The organism is Pannonibacter sp. CBAS1226 (genome assembly GCF_055685825.1).
This window is the reverse complement of the sequence record NZ_JBVOUO010000001.1, coordinates 1-16,848: the sequence shown is the minus strand read 5'-3', so window position 1 is coordinate 16,848 and position 16,848 is coordinate 1. Positions and strand designations below refer to the sequence as shown.

The 16,848-nt window shown below is 62.4% G+C and carries 16 protein-coding genes; 9 read left to right on the top strand and 7 right to left on the bottom strand.

All coding sequences use genetic code 11. The features are described 5' to 3' along the window. Window positions 1–89: 89 nt before the first annotated feature. The 5 genes from AC0CMF_RS00080 to AC0CMF_RS00060 form a co-directional block, all read right to left on the bottom strand. Window positions 90–4,094 (bottom strand): hypothetical protein, encoded by a 4,005-nt coding sequence (locus AC0CMF_RS00080; RefSeq protein ID WP_374628981.1) that lies wholly within the window; start codon window positions 4,092–4,094, stop codon window positions 90–92. 224 nt (window positions 4,095–4,318) lie between these two features. Next, complete coding sequence (locus AC0CMF_RS00075; RefSeq protein ID WP_374628982.1) at window positions 4,319–5,017, bottom strand: MotE family protein; 699 nt, start codon at window positions 5,015–5,017, stop codon at window positions 4,319–4,321. After that, window positions 5,014–5,709, bottom strand: coding sequence for a DUF6468 domain-containing protein (locus tag AC0CMF_RS00070; RefSeq protein WP_058899429.1), 696 nt, complete (start codon window positions 5,707–5,709; stop codon window positions 5,014–5,016). Before AC0CMF_RS00070 ends, AC0CMF_RS00075 begins: the two co-directional genes overlap by 4 nt. After that, on the bottom strand, window positions 5,706–6,932 hold the full coding sequence (gene fliM, locus AC0CMF_RS00065; RefSeq protein ID WP_472480698.1) for a flagellar motor switch protein FliM: 1,227 nt from the start codon (window positions 6,930–6,932) through the stop codon (window positions 5,706–5,708). Before fliM ends, AC0CMF_RS00070 begins: the two co-directional genes overlap by 4 nt. Window positions 6,933–6,941: 9 nt before the next feature. Beyond that, window positions 6,942–7,439 carry a flagellar basal body-associated FliL family protein gene (locus AC0CMF_RS00060; protein WP_374628986.1) on the bottom strand — a complete coding sequence of 166 codons (498 nt, stop codon included), beginning with the start codon at window positions 7,437–7,439 and terminating at the stop codon, window positions 6,942–6,944. Between the two features lie 277 nt (window positions 7,440–7,716). On the opposite strand from AC0CMF_RS00060, the gene flgF reads away from it, so the two are divergent. From flgF to flgH, 4 genes are read left to right on the top strand one after another with little or no spacing between them, the layout of a single operon-like run. Continuing rightward, window positions 7,717–8,457, top strand: a complete 741-nt coding sequence (flgF, locus tag AC0CMF_RS00055; protein ID WP_374628987.1) for a flagellar basal-body rod protein FlgF — start codon at window positions 7,717–7,719, stop codon at window positions 8,455–8,457. A 20-nt stretch (window positions 8,458–8,477) separates the two neighbouring features. Continuing rightward, window positions 8,478–9,257, top strand: coding sequence for a flagellar basal-body rod protein FlgG (flgG, locus tag AC0CMF_RS00050; RefSeq protein ID WP_050472593.1), 780 nt, complete (start codon window positions 8,478–8,480; stop codon window positions 9,255–9,257). A gap of 13 nt (window positions 9,258–9,270) precedes the next feature. Continuing rightward, complete coding sequence (gene flgA, locus AC0CMF_RS00045) at window positions 9,271–10,302, top strand: flagellar basal body P-ring formation chaperone FlgA (RefSeq protein ID WP_208991331.1); 1,032 nt, start codon at window positions 9,271–9,273, stop codon at window positions 10,300–10,302. Beyond that, window positions 10,299–11,045 carry a flagellar basal body L-ring protein FlgH gene (flgH, locus tag AC0CMF_RS00040; protein ID WP_058899427.1) on the top strand — a complete coding sequence of 249 codons (747 nt, stop codon included), beginning with the start codon at window positions 10,299–10,301 and terminating at the stop codon, window positions 11,043–11,045. The genes flgA and flgH overlap by 4 nt, the downstream gene beginning before the upstream one ends. Before the next feature lie 317 nt (window positions 11,046–11,362). Here flgH and dksA read toward each other — a convergent pair whose 3' ends face one another. Both dksA and AC0CMF_RS00030 read right to left on the bottom strand, forming a co-directional pair. Then, window positions 11,363–11,779, bottom strand: coding sequence for an RNA polymerase-binding protein DksA (dksA, locus tag AC0CMF_RS00035; RefSeq protein WP_026355707.1), 417 nt, complete (start codon window positions 11,777–11,779; stop codon window positions 11,363–11,365). 160 nt (window positions 11,780–11,939) lie between these two features. Continuing rightward, window positions 11,940–12,356 carry a flagellar assembly protein FliX gene (locus AC0CMF_RS00030; RefSeq protein ID WP_050472590.1) on the bottom strand — a complete coding sequence of 139 codons (417 nt, stop codon included), beginning with the start codon at window positions 12,354–12,356 and terminating at the stop codon, window positions 11,940–11,942. A 308-nt stretch (window positions 12,357–12,664) separates the two neighbouring features. On the opposite strand from AC0CMF_RS00030, the gene AC0CMF_RS00025 reads away from it, so the two are divergent. The 5 genes from AC0CMF_RS00025 to AC0CMF_RS00005 all read left to right on the top strand — a co-directional run bounded on the left by AC0CMF_RS00025 (window position 12,665) and on the right by AC0CMF_RS00005 (window position 16,608). Then, window positions 12,665–13,789 (top strand): flagellar basal body P-ring protein FlgI, encoded by a 1,125-nt coding sequence (locus AC0CMF_RS00025; RefSeq protein ID WP_205630888.1) that lies wholly within the window; start codon window positions 12,665–12,667, stop codon window positions 13,787–13,789. A gap of 3 nt (window positions 13,790–13,792) precedes the next feature. Beyond that, window positions 13,793–14,101: a rod-binding protein gene (locus AC0CMF_RS00020; RefSeq protein WP_050472589.1), complete on the top strand. Its 309-nt coding sequence runs from the start codon at window positions 13,793–13,795 to the stop codon at window positions 14,099–14,101. Further along, on the top strand, window positions 14,098–14,589 hold the full coding sequence (locus tag AC0CMF_RS00015) for a hypothetical protein (RefSeq protein ID WP_208975477.1): 492 nt from the start codon (window positions 14,098–14,100) through the stop codon (window positions 14,587–14,589). Before AC0CMF_RS00020 ends, AC0CMF_RS00015 begins: the two co-directional genes overlap by 4 nt. A 130-nt stretch (window positions 14,590–14,719) precedes the next feature. Further along, on the top strand, window positions 14,720–15,112 hold the full coding sequence (locus AC0CMF_RS00010) for a hypothetical protein (protein WP_374628988.1): 393 nt from the start codon (window positions 14,720–14,722) through the stop codon (window positions 15,110–15,112). 332 nt (window positions 15,113–15,444) lie between these two features. Further along, entirely contained in the window at window positions 15,445–16,608 is a 1,164-nt protein-coding gene (locus AC0CMF_RS00005) for a flagellin N-terminal helical domain-containing protein (RefSeq protein ID WP_374628989.1), read from the top strand. Window positions 16,609–16,848: the final 240 nt, after the last annotated feature.

The window sequence follows — 16,848 nt, the reverse complement described above, 5'->3', positions numbered from 1 at the left end:
ATGAGATTGACTCATCGAGCGCCGGTTAAGCCCGTGCGGCGCCTGAGCATTTCCAAGGCGTGATGCGTCAGCATCTCAGAGCCTTGGTATCAGCCATTGGCCGGCATGGCATTGGCCAGTGAGCTGCTGCCACTGTCCGCAGAAGGCGACATGTACTGGCGCCGGTATTCCTGCAGGAAGGTGTCGAGCGTATCCGTTGCGGCAATACCTCTGACCACATCCAGGAACTCGACCCCCTGTGCCGCGATGGGCCGGGTGACCACTTCGAACGACGCAGCATGGGGACTGTCCGACATCTTCTTCGCATATTTGGTGCGCAGGCGGTCCAGGCTGAGCTGGTCACCGGCCAGCGAATAGCCGATCGCGGCCTTCAGGATGTCGTCCCGCTCGATCTGTTCCAGAGGAATATTGTCTGACCAGCGCGAGCCATACATGGCCTCCAGCTGCTCCCCCGCCTCACGCCAGCTCTGCGCCTTCCAGAACGTATCGGCACGCAACCGGTCCACATCGGCCCCGCGCATGTTGCGGACCAGTTCCAGCGCCAGATCCGGACGCCCGCTCTCCGTCATGGCGCGCGCCTCGACGATGTTGCGCTGCCGCTCCAGGGACGAAGGCAGGTTTGCCTGACGGGTGCGGTTGAGCACCGCCAGGGCCCGCTCCGGCTTGCGGTCCATCAGATAGATGGCTCCAAGGTCGGCCGCGATCTGCGCACGGGCGGCCCCCTTCAGGCGGTTGTCCACCTGATGCTGCAACAGGCCGGCAGCCTGATCGAGAAGGTCCACCTCAACCAGCCGCTTGGCGAGCTTGCGCACCATCTCGTCCCCCTGACGCCCCACCGGCATCAGTTCGCGGAAATCATAGAACAGCGCAAGAGACTTCACCGCCGGCATTTCGTCCGCCTTGCCATGCAGGAAGAGGCTGGAGAAAAGTGCGGACATCTCCTCCTGCAGCAGGCGGGTGGTCTCCGCGTCCGGCTGAGCCTGAAGCGCGGACTTCATCGCCTCGAACGCCTCGCGGTAATTGCCCTTTTCCGCCTGCAGCTGGGCGAGCAGCCGCAGCGTCTTCAGTTCCGTCTCGTCACCGCGCCAGGAGGCGGCAAGGCCGCCAAGCTCGTTGATCGCATTGTCGATGTTGACCTCTCCGTCCCGGTAACGGATACGCAGCGCCCGGTACTGGGCCTCGGCCGCACGCGGACGGTCAAAACTGCGGGCAACAAGATCAAAGGCGGTGAGCGCCTCCAGCGACCGGCCCGACGCATCGGCCACGCGGCCGCGCAGAAGGTCATAGCGGGTGGCCTGCTGCGGGGTGATGAGCGCCGGCTCGATCTCCGCAAGAATGGCATTGGCCATGCCGAAATCATTCAGTTCCACCATGGCCTGTGCGGCAGCCAGATTGAACTCGGCCTGAATGTTGACGGGGTAGTTGCCAATGACGGAACGGCCGCGCGCCAGTGCTGCGCGGGCCGGAGCCCACTGGCCAAGGGCGACTTCAACGATGGTCTGCCAGACGGCCGCGTCCGGATTGTTCTTGAGATCATGACGGCTCAGATGCGGCAGTGCCTCACGCGGCCGTCCGGCAAGCGTCTGGGCCGCGCCCATCATGAGATTGAACATCGGATCCTGCGCCAGGGCCGGCTCTTCCTCCAAAGCCAGTTCCATCAGGCCGAGCGATTCATGAGGGAACACATGCGCCAGATAGAACCGGGCCAGATCAAGCCTGGGGCCCTGCCGGCGCCCTTCAGGTGCCGCCGCCATGGCCGCTTCCAGCTCACTGCGGCGGCGGATGAAATCCTCAGGCGCCGAGGTCGTCAGATTCGAGAATTCGATGGAGGCAACACTGTCCGCAGCAACGAGGGAGGTGAAGGAACCCGATCCCTGCCGCAGGTGGCTGCTGGACAGGATCAGGCCATCGGTCTTCTCCAGGATGACGTCATCCCCCACCAGTTGCACGCGCACTCCGTCCGACTTTGGCACGACCGCAACACCATGTGCGGAAGACAGCGCATCCAGGTCGACAAAGCCCTGCGGCTTGAGCAGGCCCCGCGCAGGGCCAAAGCCGGTCACCGCATGAATTTCGTCGCCCACATCCGGATCGGTGAACCTGCGGACATAACGCGGGTTCTGGAATGACACCCGCAGCACCGATCCCCCGTCGATCCGCACCGTGCGCTCCAGCAGCAGCGGGCGCGAGGGTTCGACGATCATGTCGCCGATGACGAGATTCCAGGCGTTGCCATCGGCGCCGAGGGTCGCCAGCGTGGCAGAACTGACGTTCACCCGGAGCACCGAGTAGTCACCGTAGCTCTGGATATCGACCGCGCTGGCGATATCTCCGAGAGCAGAACGCATGCCGCGCACGTCGATCGCCGAGCTGGTATCGAACACCATCCAGACACTGTTGTTGCGCCGGAACAGCGCCGTGGAGACCTGTTCCCGGAAAGGAAACACGACACGCACCGAGTTGCCGATGCGCCGGGCTTCGGCCGCAACGAAATTAAGGGTTGCTTCCGCCGCATCGGGCGGCAGGCTTTCTGGCGAGCGGGCCGGTCCGCCAAAGATGCTCGGCGGCATGCTTTGCGCCTGCGTGCCCGCAGCATCATTGCCGCCAGTTGCCCGCCAGGCTTCATTGCTTTGCGGCTGCGTCGCCCCCGTCACATCAATGACAGGCGGCAAATCCGCAGGCACAGGCTCCTGAACAGCAGGCGCGGCAGAGCGGCGTGCAGGCACGGGCACCGGATCAAGAGGCACCACATCAATCAGCCTGTCACCAGCCTGCAGAGCAGGACCCTCCGCAACAGGAGTGGCTTGCGGAGCCTCCCCTTCAGGCTGTGCAGTCTCCGGCGCCGGTTCCTGGACAGGTGGAACGAAGGCAACCGAAGCCACCGTCTCCGGCTCGCCGGCCAGAGGCGGAATGACCACAGGTGCGCTCATCTGCGCAACATCCGTCACGGGGCCTTGCAAAGCCAGTTCCGTTGCGGAGACCGGCTTGGCCCGGGGAAGCGGAAAAGACGCTTCTCCGCTGCCGGGCTCAGCCAGAGCCACATCAACGGGAGCCTCAGCGGCTTCAAGGCCGGTTGCCGGAGTGCTCTGCGCAACCGGCGTTTCAGGCTCCACCCGCGGACCGATGGCCCCCGGTCTCGGACGGCTCACGCCACCGCCCTCAACCCCGTCGAACACCGGGTCCCGGCCCGGCTGCGGCATGCCGGAGGCAGGGGCACCTTCAGGCGTGCGGGGGGTATAGTCGCGGTTCCCCGGCGCAATGATCATGCCGGACGCCCCGGAAGGCGCTCCGGCCCCTATGGCGTCATTTATGGCAGCATTGGCCGGATCCGCCGGAACCCTTGCTTCCGGCGGACTGATGTCGACCACATAGGTCTGCTCTTCGCGGAAAGCCCGGATGTCGACACCCGGCTCAAGACGCATCAGAAACTTGAGCTTGCCCTCATCAATGAAGGCTGTCGCATCAACGACACCACGCGGCAGGCGGGCGCGCAGGTCGCCCACATCCAGCTGAGCGGGATGATTGAAGGTGATGCGGACGATGTCGTCTTCCCGCACAAAGGCCGTATCAAACTGGATGGACCAGTCGAAGACCAGACGCGTGAAGGTCGGGTGATCCCCGACATGGAGCGTGACCTTCGGCCCCTCCTGCGCCTTCAGACGCGCCTGTTCGAGGGCTCGCACCTGCCGCATGGCCTCCTCGGCGCGCCGCGCCAGTTCACGCACCACCTCATCCGGCAGGCCGGGCGGCAGGCCTTGCCAGTTGGAAGGCAGAATGTCGATGAACAGCTTCTCGCCCGCTTCAAGCGTGTTGATGCGGAATCTGTCTTTCAGGGCAAAGCGGATGGCGCTGCCATCAGGATCGCGGCGGGCGATGGCCACGTAGTTGCCCAGTTGCAGCGGGACATCATCCACGTTGATCTGGATCGGCGCCTCAAAGGCAACGCGGAGCACATTGTTTGTGACGGCGGCATCATAGTGCGGCAGCAGTGTCCTGTCCTTGAAGGTCAGGATCATCCGGCCGTAGCCCTCTTCGGCCCGCGCTTCCATGTCCACGGGCTCAGCCGTCTGGGCATGGGCCGGGGTCAAAGGCATCAGCGGCAAGGACACGGCAAGCAGAACGGCAAGGCTGCGGCACGAAACAGCCGCTCCCGGAATATACCGGAACGCTGCGTGGACCCTGGCCGAGGCCCACTGGCGTGCATGCCTCACAACATTCAACAAGGTCAGGGTTATCCTCTGGAACAAGCTCCGAAATGACTCTAGGGGACCGGCCTTAACACCCTGTTACGCCGCACCGCGAAACTCGGCGCTTTCCGTCAGTTTGAGCCGATTTTCGGAAGTGCAGCCGGGGCCAGGATGGAAGCCCCCTGAGGCTGGTTCGCATCGCCGCTGGCGATCGCCACGGTCAGCTTTTCAGCCGCCTCGGGCGACATGCGCGCCAGAATGTCAGCCATCTTGCGCGGCTTCATCTGGCGCACGACCTTCAGCAGGATATCAAGTTCAAGCCGGTCGAAGATGCGGGCTGCGTCCTTGGGCTTCATGTTTTCATACATGATCACCAGCGCTGCGATCTCGCCCTCTTCCTGCCGCTTCTTCTCTTCGACACCCTGCTGGATCTGCTGCTCGAGCGACTTGAGCTCGTCAACCCGCTGCTGCAGCCGCTCTTCGGTCGCCTGCAGCAGTTTCTCCCGCAGATCAAGCTGCCCTTCCTGATCCTGCAAGGCCCTGCGCCGCTCGCCAAGGCTCTCCAGAACGGCACGCTCCGCGCTTGACCCTCCAAGCTCCAGGGTGTCAGGCACGGCAGGAACCTCCGGAAGCGTCTCAGCGGTTGCGGGCGTTCCGGCAGACGGCGTTTCCTGCGGCTGGGCAGCCTGCTGCGGCGCGGGCTGGGCCTGCGCTCTTGCTTCCATGACCGGGCCCACGGCCGTGTGCTCACCGAGCACAAGGCCGAGCAGCTTCAGCGCCAGAAGGGCGCTGGCAGCTATGCCGACAACTGGAAGCAGGCGAAGGTTCAAGCAGCGGCCTCCCCTGACTTCTTGCGGAAGCGTTCAAGACGGGCGGTTGCTTCGGCCGCCGCAGCACGGATGTCCCGCGCGCTCACTGAAGGAGACGGAGCCGGTGCGGCAGGCGCGGGAGCGGACGGGCGGTAGGCGCCGGCATAGGGCGCTGCCGGGGGGGCCGGGCGCGGTGCTGGCTGCGGCGCGACATAGCCCTGAGGCGCCTGCTGGTAGGCAGGGGCAGCCGCCTGCTGGGCAGCTGCAAGGCGGCGGGCGTCGGCTTCAGCCTGGGCCTGGGCCTGAGCGTGGGCCTGAGCTTGCGCGCGCTGACGGGCCTCTTCCTCGGCAGCGCGGCGGGCATCCTCCGCCGTATGCGCGGTGCGGGCGGCTTCGGCAATCTGGCTGATGCGCGTCAGAACGGCTTCGCCCTCCCCCAGCTGTCCGGCCAGAAGCTTGGACAGATGCTCGGCCTGCGTTAGCCGGGTTCCAAGTGTCTTGTCCGCGTCATTTGCCGTGGCTTTCAGGCCGAGAATGGCACGCTCGGCAATCTCGGTGGCAGTGATCAGCTCCGAGATCGTCGCACGCAGGGTCTCTTCATCAGCACGCAGACGCTGCAGCCGGCGGTTCAGGATCCAGCAATAGCCGATGGTGACCAGCAGAAGGACAGCCACCAGAGCCTCGATCAACATTCCAAGCGGCAGGGACGTCATGACGTTTCCATTTCCTTCTGCATGGCCCGTTCAAATGCGGCCAGAGTCATCTTCGGCTTGCGCAATCCGCGGGTGACACGAATCGCGATCGAATCCTCGACCTTGCCGAGTGTACCCTCACTGAGCTCCACGTTGCCGCACTTGATTGTCACCGGATCATCAGGTTCCACGTCAAAAATCAGTGTCTGGCCCACATCGAGGCTCAGGACGCGGCTGAGCGGCAGGAAGGTCTCGTAAAGGACCGCATCCACCTCCACCATGGCAGCGTGAATCTCGCTCGCAAGATGCCCTTCCCAGATCGGGTCACGGCCAAATTTTTCGCCCATAAACATCTGCAGCAGCAGGTCACGGATGGGCTCCAGCGTGGCATAGGGCATCATGATCTCGATGGTGCCGCCACGGTCCTCCATGTCGATGCGCAGCTCGACAAGGATGGCCGCATTGGCCGGGCGCGAGATCGCCGCAAAACGCGGGTTGGTTTCCATGCGCTCCAGGCTGAAATGCACCGGGGAAAGCGGCGCAAAAGCCTGCTCCGCATCCGCCAGGATGATTTCCAGCATGCGCCGGACGAGATTGGTCTCGATGGTGGTATAGGGCCGGCCTTCGACGCGGATACCCGTCGTGCCGCGACCGCCGCCCAAAAGCACATCGATGATCGAGTAGATCAGGCTCGATTCCACCGTGACAAGTCCGAAACCGTCCCATTCCTCGGCCTTGAACACGCCCAGAATGGCCGGCAGGGGAATGGAGTTCAGGTAGTCACCGAAGCGGACGGAGCTGATCGAATCCAGAGACACTTCCACGTTGTCGGACGTGAAATTGCGCAAGGATGTCGTGGTCAGGCGGACAAGCCGGTCGAACACGATTTCCAGCATCGGCAGGCGTTCATAGGACACCATGGCCGAGTTGATCAGCGCACGGATGCCGCTCTGATCGCGCGAGATCGTGTCCTCGATATTGAAACCGAGGAGGTTGTCGATTTCTTCCTGGTTCAGGACGCGGTCAGCACCGCGCGAGGCATTCTCAAGCTCCGGCTCGCTGTCATCGATCATCGCCGCCCATTGGGCCGCCATGTCGTCCGCGTTGCCGACGCCCTGCTCTTCCAGCGCCGCACCCCAGGCAGCGGCCAGATCATCGTCGTCGTCGCCAGCCCCCTGCTCGGCGAGCGCGGCACCCCAGGCATCAGCCAGGTCGGCATCACTCAGATCGTCGTCGTCAACCATGTATCACCGTCACTGAATCAGGATTTCCTTGAACAGCACTCCATCAACCCTTGCCGGATGAACCGCCAGATTGATGCGCCGGAGCAGCTCTTCCTTGAGCCTGAACAAACCGGCCGACCCTTCGAGGTCAGCGGGACGCAACTCACGCAGGTAAATCTGGAACGCATCCAGAATACGCGGCAGATACGGACTGATCCGGTCCACCATGGCCTGATCGGACACTTCGAGCGCAATGCGCACCCTGAGGTAGGTCGCCCGCCCTTCGGTGGACAGATTCACGGTCATTTCCGGCAGGTCGTAAAAGACAACCGGCCTCTGCTGCACGACGGGCGGAGCCGTTGGGTCTACCGGCTCTCCGCCCCCTGACAGGAACAGGAACCAGACCGCCCCGCCAATGACGAGCAGTGCAACAAGCCCGGCTGCTCCGAAGAGGATCAGCTTCTTCTTGCCGCCCTTCTTCGCACCGCCTTCTTCGCCGTTTTCGGCGTCGGTATCCGTATCGGCCATTGCCGCCCCGCCAGCTTGCCGCACATGCCTGCGCGTGAATAGTTTCTAAAGGGTTAATCGTTAACGAGTGGTTACCAACTCCTTAACCCATCACCCGGCAACTGTTGCCCACTGGTTCATTTTTTCCTCACCTATTTGCACCCCGCACCGTGACGAAAAGAAAAATTCCCAATGATTTCAACAAAATAAAAACTGGCACGCTCCCTGCTACAAGGGTGGCGGCACGCTGACCTGGGGAGGCTGGCGTGCCCTCGGGGAGCAAAAAGGAATCGTTAACATGGAGAATGCGCAGCTCATTAACCTGTCCCGGCAGGTTGCCTTGCGCAGGCAGCTGGATGTGACCGCCAACAATCTGGCGAACATGACCACGTCTGGCTACAAGGCCAAGCACATGAAATTCGAGGAATATCTGATGCCGGTGGCGCAGGCGACGGCCTTCAACCGCGGCGACAGAACCCTCTCCTACGTGCAGGACGCCAGGACCTTCACGGACTTTCAGGCCGGTGGAATCATCATGACCGGTAATCCGCTCGATCTGGCTGTCGATGGCGACGGCTGGTTTGCGGTGCAGATGGAAGATGGAAGCGAAGCCTATACGCGCAACGGATCGTTCCATCTCGACAGCACCGGCCAGCTGGTCACGCCGGACGGCCGCCCGGTCCTGACAGAAGGCGGCCCGATCACCTTCACCACGCAGGACGGGCAGATCGACATTGCCGCTGACGGGACGATCTCTTCGGAGCTCGGCGTGCGCGGGCGCATCCGTCTTGTCGCCTTCCAGGAGCCGCGCAACGCGGTTTCCATCGGCAACAACCTGATGACCTACACGGATCCGCAGCCCGTCGCCCGCACACGGGTGATCCAGGGCGCCGTCGAGCAGTCGAACGTCCATGGCATCACGGCAGTAACAGAGCTGATCGAAATCACCCGCAAGTACGAGAGCGTGACCAAGCTGATGAAGGACACCTACGACCTGTCCCGCTCAGCGGTTGAGCGCCTCGGCAAGTCGCAGGCCTGAGACGGACAGGAGAGACCACCATGAAAGCACTCCATATCGCCGCCACAGGCATGAAGGCGCAGGAACTCAACGTTGAAGTCATTTCGAACAACGTTGCCAACATGCGCACCACCGGCTTCAAGCGCCAGCGGGCCGATTTTCAGGATCTGCTCTACCAGAACCTGCGCCGCATGGGCACGGACACATCGAACGCGGGCACCATCGTGCCGACGGGCGTGCAGATCGGTTCGGGTGTGAAGACCGCGTCCACCACACGCATCATGAGCCAGGGCAACCTGGAACAGACCAACAAGGAAACCGACGTCGCCATCCGCGGTGAAGGTTTCTTCCAGATCCAGATGCCCGATGGCACCACCGCCTATTCGCGGGATGGCTCCTTTGAGCGCGATGCCAACGGCACGCTGGTCACCGTCGACGGTTTCACCATCGAGCCCGGCATCGTCATCCCGGACAATGGCCGCGACCTGACGATCTCGTCCGACGGCACGGTGCAGGTGACCGTCGATGGCGCCAGCGTCAACCTCGGCCAGATCCAGCTCGCCCGCTTCGTCAACAAGGCGGGGCTCGAAGCCATTGGCGACAACCTCTTCCTCCAGACCGACGCCAGCGGCGCCGCACAGGTCGGCAATCCCGGCGAGAACAGCTTCGGCAACTTGCAGCAGAACTTCCTCGAGATGGCGAATGTCGATGCCGTGACGGAGATTGCGGATCTCATTTCCGCCCAGCGTGCCTACGAGATGAATTCCCGGATCATCAAGGCCGCTGACGACATGTACTCGACCACGACCAACCTGCGGTAAAAGGAGGCTGGTGATGAGACCCCTGTTCCTTGCGCTTCTTGGAGCCGCCCTCGCAGGCCTGATGCCCGGCGCCGCAAGTCTTGCGGCAGGCAGCAGCCAGCCGGTCTGGCAGCGCGGCAGCGAAGCTCCCGTTCTGCGGCCGGAGGTCGTGACCTCCTCGGACATCGTCACCATCGGCGATTTCTACCTCAACGCAGGCGCTGCCGGCTTTGAACCGCTGTTCCGCTCGCCGGATCTGGGCACTTCGGGCAATGTGAGCGCGGCACTTGTTGCCGAGCGCGCCCGTGCGGCAGGCCTCAAGTCTGCAGGCACCGATGGACTTGCAGAAGTCATTGTCCGCCGTGACTCGATTTCCTTCGATGCACAGCGCCTCTCCGGCATCATCGCAGAGCGGCTGGCACGGCAGGAGGGCCAGATTTCCGCAGACGACCTCGAAATCGTCTTCGCCCGCACACCGCAGATCATTCACGCCGATCCGCGCTCTGCCGATCCCCTGCGGATCGAACAGGCCCTCTGGTCACGCGCGGACGGCCGGTTCGACATCGTGATGTCCTACGCAGGTGAAAACGGCTACCGCCGTGTCAGCCTCACCGGCATTGCGCGGGAAATGACGGCCATCGTCGCACTCGCAAGCCCGCTGGACAGGGGGGCGATTGTCCGGGAGCAGGACCTGATAACCATGCGTCTGCCGCGTGAGCGGGTGCAGGGCCGGGCCGTGACAGATCCGCAGGAGATCCTCGGACTGGCCGCACGCATCCAGCAGCGCCCGGGCCGTCAACTCAGCAAGGCGGACTTCGAACGCCCGATGCTGATCCAGCGCGGCGACAAGGTCACGCTGATCTATGAAATCTCGGGAATGAAACTGACCACGCAAGGCCAGGCTGCAACCGCAGGCGCAGATGGAGACATGATCGACGTGATCAATCTGCAGTCCCGCCGCACCGTCAGGGGTACCGTGAGCGCCCGCGGAGAAGTCCGCCTCGGCGGCACTCCCCGCACACTTGCCGCCAACACCAGCCTGCCTGCCCAGGAGAGCGCACAATGATCCGTCCGATTCACAAGGCTGTTGCCCTGACCCTTCTGGCCCTGCCCCTGGCTGCCTGCGGCTCTGCGGACCGCCTTGCGCAGGTCGGCAAGGCCCCGGCCCTCAATGCCATTCAGGACCCGACCACCATGCCCGGCTACCGTCCGGTGCAGATGCCCATGCCGACACCCCAGCCCGTGCATTACAATGCCAACTCGCTGTGGAAGTCCGGCAACCGCGCCTTCTTCGAGGACCAGCGCGCCAAGCAGGTCGGCGATCTGATGACCATTCTGGTGACGATCTCCGACCGTGCCCAGTTTGACAACGAGACAGAGCGCAGCCGCAGCGGCACCGACCGGTCCGGCGTCAGCGGTGCACTGGGCACAGCCATCGACAAGTATGTTCTCCCAGGCAACGCAAGCGCCGATGCTCTCGCAACCGTCAACGCCAATTCCACCTTCAAGGGGTCGGGCTCGGTCGACCGCAAGGAGACCCTGCGCACCTCTGTCGCCGCCGTGGTGACCCAGGTGCTGCCAAACGGCAATCTGGTTGTCGAGGGCCGGCAGGAAGTCCGTGTCAACTTCGAGGTTCGCGAGTTGATCGTTGCCGGTATCGTGCGGCCGCAGGATATCCGGTCGGACAACACCATCCTGAGCGAGAAGATCGCCGAGGCCCGTATCGGCTATGGCGGACGCGGCCAGATCACCGACGTCCAGCAGCCGCGCTATGGCCAGCAGGTGCTGGATATCGTTCTGCCCTTCTGATGTGACCTCACAGACGGCTGACCGGCTGCACTCCCCAGCCGCCGGTCAGCCCACTCCCCCTGCGCCCTTTAGCGGGCCTATTCCTTCTGCAACCCGAATTGATCCCCCTGCCAGCCCGGTGTTCCGGACGCCGGACTGGCTGAATGACGGGCACGGCGTCTCGCTCCCCGAGCGCCGTGCCCGTTTCTCCTCAGCCCCTGCCTCCCCATAAAGACAGGGCTGATTGCGAACTGGTCGGAAACAGGCGGCCCGGACAAACAAAAGCCCCCGGCAGCGCGGCTGACGGGGGCTGAAAATTTTACCGAGGAACCGGGATCTCAGTCGTCCCTGTACACCTTTTCGCGGCGCTCATGCGCTTCCTGAGCCTCGATGGACAGGGTCGCAATCGGGCGGGCCTCCAGGCGCTTGACGGAGATCGGTTCGCCGGTCTCTTCGCAATAGCCGTAACTGCCGTCTTCAATCCGCTCCAGCGCCGCATCGATCTTTGAGATCAGCTTGCGCTGCCGGTCACGTGCACGCAGTTCAATGGAACGGTCCGTTTCCGACGAAGCTCTGTCAGCGAAGTCAGGGTGATTGGTGCTTTCTTCCTGCAGGTTCGCCAGCGTCTCGCGGCTTTCACGCAGGATGTCCTCTTTCCAGGCGAGCAGCTTGTTGCGGAAGTACTCGCGCTGCCGTTCATTCATGAACGGCTCGTCCTCGGAAGGTCGATAGTCAGACTCAAGTTCAACCGTCATCGGAAACTCCGGTTACCGTTAGGACGGGGGGAATATATAGTCACTGGAGGTCAGCGACAACGGGCAAACCCGAAAAAAATGTTGAACTTTATTCCTTCCATTTCAATGGGTTACCCATTGCGCCCGAAGTTTGCGCAGCCGCGCAGCCAGCCAGCATGCATCAACTTGTAAACCGGCCCTGCTTAGCCAGCTCAACCTTCACGCGCAATTCGATCTCGTCGATGACCGATTCCAGCCCCGGATCGCTGCTGACGGGGCGGTCCGCCAGAGCGCTCATCATCTCCTCCAGCCGGGTGGGTTCAATCATCCCAGCCAGAAGGTCTGCCTTCAGCGCATCCAGCAAATCCAGCATGGAATGCCCGCGCGCAGTGGCAGCATCGCGGTCATCCGGCTGGACCTGCATCTCCTGCAGCGAAAGCAGGGCGTCGATGCCCGAGAGTGACGACGAGGAGGACGTCGACACGGCAGCATGTGCCTCGCCATCGCCCCCGATCAGGAAACCACCGCCGCCACCGGCTTTCTTCTTGCTGCCCTTGCCCTGAACAGAGGAAACGGGCGTGTTGTTGGTGATGCGCATTGTGGCCTCGCTTCCCGTTTCTCATGAGCCAGCCCTGCACCGGCCAATCCTGTACCCGGATGGCCGGTCTGACCTTGCCGGGCTCCCGGTCAGATTCTTCCATCCCCGAAGGTAGGGAAATCCGGTCCTCCCGGCAAGAATTGCCCGGCACAGTCCCGGCAGAACATGATCAAAACACCGGGAACACGGCAAGATCCTGGATTTATATATTTATTTTCAATATCTTATATCAAAACCGGGAAACGTGGATAATCTGGCATGGACTTCGCATAAGCAGGTGCAAACCACTCATGCGCCGGGTCCCTCCCATGCCATTTGCACGTCTGCTCCGTTCCAGTCTCCTCTTCGCGGCCATAGCTGTCCTCCTGACAGCTCTTGCGCCTGCGGCGGTGGCCGCCTCGCGGATCAAGGATATCTCAGACTTCGAGGGCATCCGTGAGAACCAGCTGATCGGATATGGCCTTGTCGTCGGCCTGAAAGGCACAGGCGACGGCCTGCGCAATTCACCCTTCACCCGGCAAAGTCTGCAGGCCATGCTGGAGCGCCTGGGCGTCAACACGACAGCCGCGGACCTCAATACAAACAATGTGGCGGCAGTCATGGTGACGGCCAACCTGCCCCCCTTCGCCACACAGGGCACGCGCATCGATGTCTCCGTCAGCGCTCTCGGCAATGCGGAAAGCCTGCAGGGCGGGACGCTGCTGGTCACGCCGCTGATGGGTGCCGATGGCGAGACCTATGCCATTGCACAGGGCGCCGTAGCCATCTCCGGATTTGCAGCACAAGGCGATGCAGCCTCGGTGATACGCGGCGTGCCGACCTCCGGCCGCATCGCAAATGGTGCTCTGGTCGAGCGGGAAGTCGGCTTCAAGCTGGCCAGCATGACCACCGTGCGCATCGCCTTGCGCAACCCGGACCTGACCACCTCGCGCCGCGTTGCCCTCGCCATCAACGAACTGATCGGCTTCCCCACCGCCGAGCCTCTGGATCCCGGCACAGTGCAGCTCACCGTGCCGCGTGATTACAACGGCAACGTGGTGGACCTGCTCACCGACATCGAGCAGCTGATCATCGAGCCGGATCAGCCGGCCCGCGTCGTGATCGATGAAAGCGCCGGCATCATCGTGATGGGCCAGAACGTGAGGGTTTCGACCGTGGCGGTCGCCCAGGGGAACCTCACCGTCACCATCGCGGAAAACCCGCAGGTCTCCCAGCCCCTGCCCTTCGCCAATGGCCAGACCGCGGTCACGCCCCAGTCTGACGTTTCCGTCAGTGAAAGCGGCAGCAAGCTGGCGATCGTCAGCGAGAGCGTGACCCTGCAGCAGCTGGTTGACGGGCTGAATACGCTCGGCATCGGCCCGCGCGACATGATTTCCATCCTTCAGGCCATCAAGGCAGCCGGTGCGCTGCAGGCCGAAATCGAGGCCCTGTAAGCCATGACGCCATCAGATCTCACCCTCACCAGCGCTGCAGCCCTGCCCCGCCTGGGAGGCGGCCGCATCATCGCTCCCGACTCGATCCGCAAGCAGGCCGAGAATTTCGAGGCCGTTTTCCTCAACACCATGATGCAGTCGATGTTCACCGGCCTTGAGGAAGGCGGAGCCTGGGGCGGCGGGCAGGGCTCCGACACCTGGCAGAAAATGCTGATCGACGAAATGTCCAAAACCATCGCTTCGGCCGGAGGAATCGGCCTGGCCAACACGATCGAGCGCGAATTGCTCGCCCTTCAGGAGGCAAACCAGTGAACGCCCACACCCCGGAAACAGCGGCCCTGCCCTTTTCCACCGCAAGGCCAACCAGCAGATCCGAGGCAGAGAGCTTTTGCCTTGCCGTCTGCCACACCATGGAAAAGCTTCTCGAACTGATCGAGAAGGAAACGGATATGGTTCGGGAAGGCCAGTTGCGCGCCGCAGGCGAGCTGCAGCCGGAAAAGGCCGTGCTGGTACACCACTACACACAGGGTGTTCTCTTCGCCAAGGAGCACTCCGTGGCTCTAGGCAATCTGGCTCCGGCTGCGGTACAATCCCTGCGGCGGCAGCATGCGGAATTCCAGCCTGTCCTGCGCATCAATCTGGCGGTTCTGTCCACGGCGCGGGAAGTGGCATCGACCGTGGTGACGACGGTCGCGCAGGCCGTGGGCGCCCGGCAGAGGACCACGACCTACGGCCCGGGCGGCGCTTCACCGCAGGCGCCCCGGATCGCGGAAGGGATCGCTATCAACAGATCGCTTTGACGCAGCGGCGCGAATCACTTGCCAGCACCCGCGAAAAGTCTAACCTTTTCGTTAACGGAGGATTCATATCCCCGTTGTATTTTGTGGGTGATACCATCGGGTCAAGGAGTGTTACCCGAAGGAGGCAGGCATGGATACAGGAGCAATCCGGCCGTCACTGACCGCCTATGCGGCAGTAACCCCGGCTACGCGGGCTCCGGAACAGAACGAGCCCGCAGCTAAAACTGAATTGCCGGGTTCCCAGACGGTGAGACCGTCGGGGAACTCTGAAGGACAGCGCCAGCTTGCCGAGAACGGCAATCAGCAGAGCGCGGCGACGCCGCTTGTCTCGCGGGACATCGTGCGCAAGAACACGCTCGACCCGGAAAGCCAGTCATTCATCTATGTCGCCATGGACCGGGAAACCGGCGAGGTGGTGCAGCAGGTCCCGAGCGAGACATTGCGCAAACTGCGGGCCTACGCCAAGGCAGGCGATGAGCCGGTAGTTCCCCAGTCCTCCGCCACGGTTCAGCGCACCGCCTGAAAAAATCAAGATCCGGCACGCCAGTGCAGCCCCATGACCCAGGTCATGGGGCTTTTTCCGTTTGTCCGCCAGCAAGAATGTGCAGCCGAGCCATCCCCCGCCCCTCACCCGCAATACCCTGTCCGAGCACCGCGCCCCGCGCCGGGCACATTGCAAGCCTTTGATCTGAAATTAAAATCAAATTAACCATAAAGTACAATTCATCATGCGTTAAGGTTAAAATCCGATAACCATATAACTTAACTTGTCATTACGCTTTAGAGCTGACTTTGTTGCTTGCGGGATCCAGAACGGATCCATGTATTGTGTTTTCCCAGGAAGGAAAAACCGTAATGTCTAGCAACGTTAGTCTGTCCAGCGCCGTTCGCGCTAACCTCAACGCCCTTCAGTCAACCGCTCAGATGATGAGCTCGGTTCAGGAGAAGCTCTCCACCGGCAAGAAGGTCAACTCGGCTCTCGACAATCCGAACTCCTTCTTCACCGCCAAGGGCCTTGAGAACCGCGCAAGCGATCTGAGCTCCCTGCTCGACGACATGGGCCAGTCGGTCCAGACCCTGAAGGCAGCAGACAAGGGCATCACCTCGATCTCCGGCCTCGTCGACGCCGCCAAGGCCAAGGTGAACCAAGCTGCGCAGACCACCAATCAGGTCGAGCGCACCAAATACGTCAAGGAGTACAATGAACTCCTGACGCAGATCCAGGACATCGCCAAGGACTCCGGCTACAAGGGCAAGAACCTGCTCGGCGGCCAGGGCAACGACCTGAAGGTGACCTTCAACGAGAACGGCAAGTCTTCCCTGTCGATCTCGTCCGTTGACTACACGAATGTTTCCAGCTCAACCGGCCTCAACCTGTCGCGCCTGGCCACCGGCACCAGCGGCACGTCAACGATTACCCTGACCAACGGCACGGCTACAGCCGCCCTGACCGCAGGCAGCCTGCTTTCCGCAGACGACGAGTTCAATGTCGGCGACGTCATCACCCTGACCGACACCAATGGCTCCGAACTCGGCAAGCTGGAAATCAAGGCCGGCACCACGGTCGGAGATCTGCAGAAGTTCCTCGGGGATGTCGACGGCGTGTCAACGGATCTCACCGGCGGCACACTGACGGTCACGTCCGACTTCAAGCTGAACCTGTCGTCTAGCAGTGAGGCTGCAGGCTCCTTCGCCGACCGCTCGACAAACAACTCGGCAGAGTCAGGCTTTGCCTTGGACAGCGGCATTGACGACGTTCTGAACTCTCTGAAGAAGGCTCAGGACACGCTGCGGTCGCAGGCATCGACCTTCGGTACCAACCTGTCGATCGTGCAGAACCGTCAGGACTTCACCAAGTCCATGGTCAACACGCTGCAGGAAGGCGCAGGCCGCCTGACCCTGGCCGACACCAACCAGGAAGGTGCCAACCTTCTGGCCCTGCAGACCCAGCAGTCCCTCGCCTCCACTGCCCTCTCGCTGGCAGCACAGGCGGACCAGAACGTGCTGCGTCTGTTCTAAGTCAAGAATACCCCCGCGAAACAAGGCGGCAGGCTCAGGCTTGCCGCCTTTTTTTGCGCTTTCAACTGTGAAGTCTGCGCCTTGCCGGAGCACTCGCAAAGGCAAGAAACCATTAACCTTAAAATGCCGCGGAGTTAACCAAGCATTAGGGTTACCAAATCATGATCAGGCCATCCCGCTCAGGAAGAGCGGTAAAAATGCTGGACCCAGGAAAGGGACACATAGATGGCTGATATTACC

Coding starts and splice junctions, on each gene's coding strand:
- AC0CMF_RS00030 (WP_050472590.1), bottom strand. CDS start 12,356: ATGCGCATCACCAACAACACGCCCGTTTCCTCTGTTCAGGGCAAGGGC.
- AC0CMF_RS00080 (WP_374628981.1), bottom strand. CDS start 4,094: ATGCCTTTGACCCCGGCCCATGCCCAGACGGCTGAGCCCGTGGACATG.
- AC0CMF_RS00060 (WP_374628986.1), bottom strand. CDS start 7,439: ATGGCCGATACGGATACCGACGCCGAAAACGGCGAAGAAGGCGGTGCG.
- flgG (WP_050472593.1), top strand. CDS start 8,478: ATGAAAGCACTCCATATCGCCGCCACAGGCATGAAGGCGCAGGAACTC.
- AC0CMF_RS00010 (WP_374628988.1), top strand. CDS start 14,720: ATGGATACAGGAGCAATCCGGCCGTCACTGACCGCCTATGCGGCAGTA.
- flgH (WP_058899427.1), top strand. CDS start 10,299: ATGATCCGTCCGATTCACAAGGCTGTTGCCCTGACCCTTCTGGCCCTG.
- AC0CMF_RS00020 (WP_050472589.1), top strand. CDS start 13,793: ATGACGCCATCAGATCTCACCCTCACCAGCGCTGCAGCCCTGCCCCGC.
- fliM (WP_472480698.1), bottom strand. CDS start 6,932: ATGGTTGACGACGACGATCTGAGTGATGCCGACCTGGCTGATGCCTGG.
- flgF (WP_374628987.1), top strand. CDS start 7,717: ATGGAGAATGCGCAGCTCATTAACCTGTCCCGGCAGGTTGCCTTGCGC.
- flgA (WP_208991331.1), top strand. CDS start 9,271: ATGAGACCCCTGTTCCTTGCGCTTCTTGGAGCCGCCCTCGCAGGCCTG.
- dksA (WP_026355707.1), bottom strand. CDS start 11,779: ATGACGGTTGAACTTGAGTCTGACTATCGACCTTCCGAGGACGAGCCG.
- AC0CMF_RS00025 (WP_205630888.1), top strand. CDS start 12,665: ATGCCATTTGCACGTCTGCTCCGTTCCAGTCTCCTCTTCGCGGCCATA.
- AC0CMF_RS00070 (WP_058899429.1), bottom strand. CDS start 5,709: ATGACGTCCCTGCCGCTTGGAATGTTGATCGAGGCTCTGGTGGCTGTC.
- AC0CMF_RS00005 (WP_374628989.1), top strand. CDS start 15,445: ATGTCTAGCAACGTTAGTCTGTCCAGCGCCGTTCGCGCTAACCTCAAC.